2 protein-coding genes are annotated in these 6,202 nt (G+C 71.9%); both read right to left on the minus strand.

What is annotated here, in order from left to right; all coding sequences use genetic code 11:
* Positions 1 to 58 precede the first annotated feature (58 nt).
* Entirely contained in the window at positions 59 to 2,506 is a 2,448-nt protein-coding gene (locus ACFXI4_RS42310) for a SpoIIE family protein phosphatase (protein WP_385002377.1), read from the minus strand.
* 81 nt (positions 2,507 to 2,587) lie between these two features.
* Positions 2,588 to 6,202, minus strand: a 3,615-nt coding sequence (locus ACFXI4_RS42315) for a HAMP domain-containing protein (protein WP_385002379.1), incomplete at its 5' end; no start/stop codon positions are given.

The following is a 6,202-nucleotide window of genomic DNA, read 5'->3' on the forward strand; positions in this document are numbered from 1 at the left end:
GTACCCCTGATCGGGCGGTTGACGCCGTCCGGCCCGTGGGCCGCCGCGAGGTCGGCGGTCAGTGCTGCGCCACCCGGATGCCCACGAGGCAGGTGTCGTCGTCGGTGTCGGACCTGCTGTGGGTCAGCAGACGGTCCAGCTGCTGGTCAAGGGTCGAGGGAACCGTGCGCGCGGTTGTCAGCATGTGCGCCAGCGACTCCTCCACCGACCGGTCACGGCGCTCGATCAGGCCGTCCGTGTACATCAGCAGCGTGTCGTCCACGGCGAGCTGCACCTCGTGCTCCTGGTACCCCGCCTCCGGTACGGCGCCCAGCAGCAGCCCCTTGACCAGCGGCAGCGGTTCCGCCTCACCGCCGCGGACCAGCACCGGCGGCAGATGACCGGCCCGCGCCCAGCGCAGGGTGTGGCGGTCGGGGTCGTAGAGACCGCACACCGCGGTGGCGGTGACGGCGCCGGTCAGATGGTGGGTGACCATGTTCAGCCAGGACAGCAGCTGCCCCGGTCCGGCGCCGGTCACGGCGAGCCCGCGCAGCGCGTTGCGCAGGACGACCATGCTGGTGGCCGCCTCGATGCCATGTCCCGCCACATCACCGACACACACCAGCACCAGCCCGGACGGCAGCACGACCGTGTCGTACCAGTCGCCGCCGACCAGGTGCTGGGTCTCCGCGGGCCGGTAGCGCACGGCCAGGCTCAGCCCGGGGACCGCCAGCGGGGCCTGCGCGGGCGGCATGATGGCGTGCTGGAGCTGGAGGGTGAGCCGGTTGCGTTCGCTGGCCTGCTGCTCGGTGTGGGCGAGCTGGTCACGGGTCGCGGCGAGAGCGACCTCGGTCCAGTGATGGGCGGAGATGTCCTGGTAGGCACCGCGCACGACGTACAGCTGCCCGCCGGAGTCGAGGACCGGTTCGGCCACCACCCGGATGTGCCGGGTCACGCCGTCGGGGCGCTGCAGGCGGAAGGCCGTGGACGCCGCCCGCTGGTGGTGCAGCACGGTACGCAGGAAGCGGCCGAGGGTGACGGCGTCGTCGGGGTGGGCATGGGCGGGCAGGTCCTCCAGCGGCACCGGGGCGCCGGAGTCGGGCTTGCCGTAGAGGTGGTACAGCTGGCCGTTCCAGGTGATCTCGCCGGTGAGGAGGTTCTCCTCGAAACCGCCGATACGGCCCAGTCGCTGGGCGTGCTGGAGGAGGCTGGCCAGCCGGGCGGTCTCGTCCTCGATACGCCAGATGAGCAGGACGCAGGCCCCGTGCCGGCTGATGTTGATGTCGGCGACCGCCGCGAGGGGGACGTCGTCGACCAGGGCGGTCAGCCGCATGCGGTGGGCGCGGTAGGGCTCCCCGGTGGCGTAGACGCGCTCGATCCGCTCGAAGAGCTCGCTGTGACCGGCGGCCATCGGATAGGCCTCCAGCAGCAGGGCGCCGTTGATGGCGGCCCGGGGTCTGCCTCCGGGGTCCAGGAAGCGGCCGTTGACGTGGTGGACGCGGAAGTCGACGAGGTCGCCGTCGGCGTCCAGATGCGGCACGAGCACCAGCGCGGGGTCGTGGAGTCCGTCGGCCAGGTCCATCAGCTCGGAGACGCCGGGCAGGACGGTCCTGCCGGTGCCGCCGTGGGCCTGGTCCGGGGATCCGGTGTCCAGGGTGTGCGCGCACAGCTCGGCCAGGGCCTCGACCTGCCGGACGACGGGCGCGGGAGGCGTGTCCAGCGGCACGGGCCAGACGATCTCCAGCACACCGTGGATGCGTCCGCCGGTGCCGGCGGCCACGGCCACCCGGCCGCCCTCGGGATGGTGGTGCTGGCCGATGGAGGGCAGCCCGGTCTCCGCCAGGCTCCTGATCCAGTGCCCCGAGCGCTCGGTGAGGCCGCGGCGGCCCACCGTCGCGACCCCCGGCGGCACATGCCGCCAGCGCCCCGCCTCGGCGGAGGAGAAACCGGCGTGGCCCGCCAGCGTGAGCGAGCCGTCGGCGCCCAGGGCCCAGATGGCGACCGCCTCCGCCCCCAGGGGGGCCAGCGCGTGCTCCAGCAGGGACTCGGCCACGGCCTGGGTGTCGTGGGCGGCCAGCGCGCCGCTCTCGGCGGCCCGCAGCCGTACGGCGGAGGAGTGGCTGTCCGCGGGGTCGACGGCCTCGGCACCGGCCGCGGTGGCCGCGAAGAAGGCGGCGGTCACCTCCGACATGCGGTCCCGCGCGGCCTGGTTGATGACGTCGACCGCGAGCTCCAGGGGTGTCACCCCCGCCTGCTCGGCGAGTTCGGCCAGCTGCCGGGCCGCCTGCGCCGGGCCGCATCCCAGCCGTTCGACGAGGATGCCCTTGGCCAGCTCGATCAGGGCCCGCCCGTCCGCCTCGGCGTGGGCCGCCCGCACCTCGCGGCGCAGCCGTTCCACGGTCGCCGCCAGCCTGCCGAGGGGGGACGACGGGCCGGGCTCGTCCGGCTCACCGGCGACGGCCTGCCGCGTGCCGTCGGCGGCGCCGGGCGGTTCGGCGGGGTCGGGCGACGGACGGAGATCACTCACGGTGGGCCTGTTCTCGGCTGGGCTGGAACGCCCCGGGGCGTTGTGCGGCCTGCTGGTGGACGCCGTGGCGGCGGCGCGTGGTCACACGCCCAGCCAGCGGCGGACGCGGGCGATGAGGTCGTTCGTGTCGACGGGCTTGGTGATGTAGTCGTTGGCCCCCGAGGCGAGGCTCTTCTCCTGATCGCCCGGCATGGCCTTCGCGGTGACGGCGATGATGGGCAGCTCCGCGTACTGGGGCATGGCGCGGATCTCGGCGGTGGCGGCGTAGCCGTCCATCTCCGGCATCATCACGTCCATCAGCAGCAGGCAGACGTCCGGGTGGGCGAGCAGCATCTCGATGCCCTTGCGGCCGTTGTCGGCGTGCAGGACCTGGAAACCGTGCAGTTCCAGGACGCCGCTGAGGGCGAAGAGGTTGCGGGCGTCGTCGTCGACCACCAGGACCGTCCGGCCGAGGAAGGCGTGGTCCACCACCTGCGCGGCCGGACGGTGCGGCTCCTCGGCACGCACCAGCGACAGCACGTCACCGGGCTGTTCGGCGGACAGATGCAGGGTGATGCGCTCGCGCAGCTCGTCCAGACTGGACAGGAAGTCCAGCGGCCGCCCGCCCGCGAGGGCACGCAGCGCCTGCTCCTGTGCCAGATCCACCCGGTGCCCGGTGTGCACCAGGACGGGCACGCTGGCCAGCGCGGAGTCGCCGCGCATGGCCTCCAGGAAGTCCGCGCCCTCCTTGCCGGGCATGCCCAGTTCGAGGACGACGCAGTGGCAGGGCTCGGCCGCCAGCGTACTGGCCGCCTCCTGCGCCCCTACCGCGGTGATGAGGTCGATCGCCCCGTGCGGGTCGCCCGGGTCGTGCGCGAGGTCCGCCACGGCCCGCTCGGCGACCAGGGCCAGCAGACCGCGCGGGCGCTCCTCGATCACCAGGAGCCGGCGCCTGCGGTGCTCGGGGGCCGGCACGGAAGCGGGCAGCAGCCGGGGCGCCGGTGCCTGCGACGACGCGGTGAGGGCGCGGGGCTGCTCCACCGAGCGGCCGCCGGTCTCCAGGAGGTCCTCGAAGTCGGCGCGCGCGACGGGCAGGTACAGCGTGAACGTACTGCCCTGGCCGGGGGCGCTGTCGACGGTGACCGCGCCACCGAGCAGATGGGCGATCTCCCGGGTGATGGACAGGCCGAGACCGGTGCCGCCGTACTTGCGGCTGGTGGTCCCGTCGGCCTGCTGGAAGGCGCCGAAGATCGTCTCCAGCTGCTGGTGGGGGATGCCGATGCCGGTGTCGACGACCCGGAAGGCCACCACCGGTCCACCGCGCAGCACGCCCGGCGGCACCTCGCGGTCGGCGGCCGGCTCGATGCGCAGCTCGACGCCGCCCTGCTCGGTGAACTTCACCGCGTTGGACAGCAGGTTGCGCAGGATCTGGCGCAGCCGGGAGTCGTCGGTGAGCAGGTCGGCGGGGGTGCCCGGCGCGGTGGCCACCGTGAACTCGAGGCTCTTCTGGCTGGTCATCGGCCGGAAGGTGGCCTCGACGTACTCCAGCAGCTGGCGCAGCGGGACCCGCTCGGGAGCAACGTCCATCTTGCCGGCCTCCACCTTGGAGAGGTCGAGGATGTCGTTGATCAGCTGCAGCAGGTCCGAGCCCGCCGAGTGGATGATGCCCGCGTACTCGACCTGCTTCGGGGTGAGGTTGCGCGAGGGGTTCTGGGCCAGCAGCTGGGCCAGGATCAGCAGGCTGTTGAGGGGGGTGCGCAGCTCGTGGCTCATGTTGGCCAGGAACTCCGACTTGTACTTGGAGGCGAGCGCCAGCTGCTGGGCGCGGGTCTCCAGTTCCTGCCTCGCCTGCTCGATCTGCAGGTTCTTCGCCTCGATGTCGCGGTTCTGCGAGGCCAGCAGGGACGCCTTCTCCTCCAGCTCGGCGTTGGAGCGCTGCAGCTCGTCCTGCTGCACCTGCAACTCCTCGGACCTGGCCTGCAGTTCGGAGGTGAGCCGCTGGGACTCGCCGAGCAGCTCGTCGGTGCGCGCGTTGGCCACGATGGTGTTGAGGTTGACACCGATGGTCGGCACCAGCTGGGTGAGCAGGTCCTGGTGGATCTGGGTGAAGCGGGTCAGCGAGGCCAGTTCGATGACGCCGAGGACCTGTTCCTCGACCACGATGGGCAGCACGACCAGGGCACTGGGCACGGCCTGTCCCAGACCGGAGGAGATGGTGACGTAGCCTTCCGGCAGTTCCTCGACCGTGATGATCCGGCGGTTGCGCGCGGCCTGTCCGACCAGCGAACGCCCGACCGGGATACGGGTGGGCCGGTCGGTGTCGTCGGGATAGCCGTACGAGCCGACCAGGCGCAGTTCGTGGCCGCGCTCGGTGTCCTCCGCCAGGTAGAAGGCACCGAACTGGGCCGACACCAGCGGGGTGAGCTCGTCCATGATGAGTTCGGCGACCACGGGCAGGTCGCGGTGGCCCTGCATCAGACCGGAGATGCGGGCGAGGTTGGTCTTGAGCCAGTCCTGTTCCTGGTTGGCCCGGGTGGTCTCGCGCAGCGACTCCACCATGGAGTTGATGTTGTCCTTGAGGTCGGCGACCTCGCCCGAGGCCACCACCGTGATGGAGCGGGTCAGATCGCCCTCCGCGACGGCACTGGTGACCTCGGCGATCGCCCGCACCTGCCGGGTGAGGTTCCCGGCGAGCTCGTTGACGTTCTCCGTGAGCCGCTTCCAGGTGCCCTCGACGCCCTCCACCTCGGCCTGGCCGCCCAGCCGGCCCTCGCTGCCGACCTCGCGGGCCACCCGGGTGACCTCGGCGGCGAACGACGAGAGCTGGTCGACCATCGTGTTGATGGTGGTCTTCAGTTCCAGGATCTCGCCCCGGGCGTCGACGTCGATCTTCTTCGACAGGTCGCCGCCCGCCACCGCGGTCGTCACCAGGGCGATGTTGCGGACCTGCCCGGTGAGGTTGTTGGCCATGGAGTTGACGTTGTCCGTCAGGTCCTTCCAGGTCCCGGCCACGTTCGGCACATGGGCCTGGCCGCCCAGCCGTCCCTCGGTGCCCACCTCGCGGGCCACCCGGGTGACCTCGTCGGCGAACGCGGACAGCGTGTCGACCATGGTGTTGATGACGTCCGCGAGCGCGGCGACCTCGCCCTTGGCCTCCACGGTGATCTTCTGCGACAGGTCGCCGCGGGCGACCGCGGTGGCGACCTGGGCGATGGACCGGACCTGCCCGGTCAGGTTGGACGCCATCACGTTGACGTTGTCGGTGAGGTCCTTCCAGGTCCCCGACACGCCCGGCACGATCGCCTGCCCGCCGAGGTTGCCCTCGGTGCCCACCTCGCGGGCCACCCGGGTGACCTCGTCGGCGAACGCGGAGAGCTGGTCGACCATCGTGTTGATGGTGTTCTTCAGCTCCAGGATCTCGCCCCGCGCGTCCACGGTGATCTTCTGCGACAGGTCGCCCTGCGCCACCGCGGTGGCCACCTGGGCGACGTTGCGGACCTGCGCGGTGAGGTTGCCTCCCATGAAGTTCACGGAGTCCGTCAGGTCGCGCCAGGTGCCCTTGACCCCCTTGACGTCCGCCTGCCCGCCGAGCCGGCCGTCGGTGCCGACCTCGCGGGCGACGCGGGTGACCTCGTCGGCGAACGCGGAGAGCTGGTCGACCATCGTGTTGATGGTGTTCTTCAGCTCCAGGATCTCGCCCCGCGCGTCCACGGTGAT

Source organism: Streptomyces sp. NPDC059224 (assembly GCF_042754285.1).
GTDB lineage: Bacteria > Actinomycetota > Actinomycetes > Streptomycetales > Streptomycetaceae > Streptomyces.